Source organism: Streptomonospora sediminis, assembly GCF_054778995.1.
In genome coordinates, this window is record NZ_BAAGYZ010000041.1 from 1 (window position 1) to 2,833 (window position 2,833).

Annotated in this window: 1 protein-coding gene; it reads left to right on the forward strand. The window is 71.8% G+C overall.

What is annotated here, in order from left to right; genetic code table 11:
• Window positions 1–2,391, forward strand: a 2,391-nt coding sequence (locus ACYVD5_RS10685; RefSeq protein ID WP_461000812.1) for an ABC transporter permease, incomplete at its 5' end; no start/stop codon positions are given.
• Window positions 2,392–2,833: the final 442 nt, after the last annotated feature.

The following is a 2,833-nucleotide window of genomic DNA, read 5'->3' on the forward strand; positions in this document are numbered from 1 at the left end:
CAGGAGAGCTTCCGCAACCAGGTCATGGGATCGGCCCAGACCATGGACGCCATCGCCGTGCCCGAGGCGGGGAGGACCGAGCAGGCCGAGGAGGGGATCCCCCCGGAGGTCCTCGACAAGGTCCGCGACCTGCCCGAAATCGACCGCGCCGCCGGCGTCACCATGGCCGCCGCCCCGCTACTGGACAAGGACGGCCAAGCCGTGGGCAGCGTGCCCACTCTCGGCGTCTCGGTGGGCGATCTCTCCCGCTACTCGGCCGCCGAGGGCGAACTCCCCCAAGGCGACGGTGAGGTGGCGCTGGCCACCACCTCCGCCGATGTCACCGGCTACGAGGTCGGCGACACCGCCACCGTCCTGGACCCCGACGGCAACGAGCGCACCTTCGAGATCACCGGCCTGATCGACTTCGGCGTCAACCAGGAGATCGGCTACCGCGGCGCCGTCGCGTTCGCACCGCAGACCGCCCAGCAGATGACCGGTACCGACGGCTTCGCCGAACTGGACGCCATCGCCGCCGAGGGCGTGCCGGCGCAGCAGGCGGCCGACGCCGTCGCCGACGTGACCGGCCCCGGCACCGAGGCACTCACCGGTCAAAAGTTCGGCGAGCGGCTGGCCGAAGACTCGGGCGCGGAGACCGCCGCACTCACCACCGCCCTCATGCTGTTCGCCGCGATCTCGGTCCTCGTCGCGGCCATCGTCATCCACAACACCTTCGCCATCCTGGTGGCCCAGCGCCAACGCGAGATGGCGCTGCTGCGCTGCATCGGCGCCGTACGACGGCAGGTGTTCACCAGCGTGGTCCTTGAGGCACTGGTGGTGGGGCTGGTGTCCTCGGCCGCGGGCGTGCTCGCCGGTATCGGCGTGGGCTATGCCGGCTTCACGCTGGGATCCGGGGCGCTGGGCGCCGACACGAGCGACACGGTGCTGGTGGTCGCACCGCAGTCGGTGCTGATCTCGTTGGCCGTAGGAACCGCGGTCACGCTGATCGCGGCGGTACTGCCCGCTCGGCGCGCCACCTTCGTGCCGCCGCTGGCGGCACTGCGTACCAGCGCCGTGGCCACCGGGCTGGACAAGCGCTTCGGCATCGTGCGCACCGCGATGGGTACTGTACTGCTGCTCGCCGCGGCCGGTGCGGTCGCGTTCGGGCTGCGCGCGGACTTGGACTCGGACCAGGGATTGACCGTCGTGGCCGGCGCCGGAATGGTGGCGTTCCTGGGCGTGGTCGCCATTAGCCCGCTGCTGGTGCGCGGGGCCGTGGCCGCGGTCTCGCCGCTGATGCGGGCGCTGGGGGTTTCCAGCACGCTGGCCGCCGAAAACTCGCGGCGCAACCCGCGCCGGGCCGCAACCGCGATGATCGCCCTGACCGTCGGTGCCACCCTGATCACCGGGTACTCGGTGGTCAACGCGAGCATGATGCGCACCGCCACCGAACGGCTCGACGAGAAGTTCCCCGCCGACTACCTGGTCAGCACGCAGTTCCGGGAGGAGGAGCCGGAACCCATTCCCGCCGAGGTCGCCGAGAACCTGCGCGCGGCACCGGAGATCGACTCCGTCCTCGCCGAGCTCCACGCGGAAACGGGAACCGACGCCGACCTGGCCTTTTTCACGGCCTACGAGGGCGGCGACCCCGGATTCGAGATGCAGGCCGGCGACTTCGCCGACGTACAACCCGGCAGCGTCGCGGTGCCCGCCGAGTACAAGGGCAACCCCGGTGTCGGCGACACGGTGCAGGTGACCACCGAACAGGGCGAGCGGTCCTACGAGATCGCCGCCGTGATCGCCGAATCCCAGATCGCCTCCGGAGTGGTCATGGCGCCCGAGGACTTCGCGGCCGCCTTCCCCGGCACCGGCGGCGCCCGCCGGCTGGAAATCCAGGGCGCCGAGGGGACCAGCAGCAAGGAGCTGCGCGACGCGGTCCTCGCCGGCGTGGAGGGCCACCCCGGCCTGCAGGTCGACTCCACCGCCCAGACACGCAAGCAGATGGAGGACATTTTGGCCACGGCCTTCCTCGCCATCGTGGCGATGCTCGGCCTGGCAGTGGTCATCGCGGTGTTCGGCATCGCCAACACGCTGGCGCTGTCGGTCCTGGAACGCACCCGCGAGTCGGCGATGCTGCGGGCACTCGGGCTCAAACGCAGCCAACTGCGGCTGATGCTCAGCCTGGAGGCGGTACTGCTCTGCCTGATCGGGGCCGTCGTCGGAATCGGCCTGGGCGTGTTCTTCGGCTGGGCCGCAACGTCGGCGGTCTTCGATGAGCTGGTGTTCGGCATGCCCGTCGGCCAGATCGCCGCGTTCATCGCAGTGGCGATCCTGGCCGGGCTGGGGGCGTCGGTGCTGCCCTCGCGCCAGGCGGCACGGACATCGATCACCGCGGCGCTGGCCAGCGAGTAGGCGACAGGCGGCGCCGGCACCCGCACGGGCGGCGGCCGCAACGCCGAACCGCGCCGTAAGGTGACTGCGGGCGGGCCCGGGCGGGCCCGCCCGCAGCCGTGTGCGCCGGCCCGGCGCACACGCCGTCCGCTCGGGGCAGCGGATGCGGGGGCGGGGCGGCCCCGCCCCCTACCGAAGTGGGAGGCCGCCCCCTACCGAAGAGTGCACGCGGGCCCGGCAGGGGTGCTTTTCGCCGCCTCGGATCTGGCTACCGCGGGCGAGGACCGATCGGGATTCGAAGCTCTAGTGTTTTCCGAGTGCGACGCTGCGTGACCGGTAACCGGCACCGACCGCTCCACCCCCCGAACACGAGCACACCCCTTCGAGTCCGGAGAACCCCTTGAGCCAGAGTCCGGCCTGGGCCACCGCCCCGGCACCCCGGCACACCGACACCCCGCCCGTC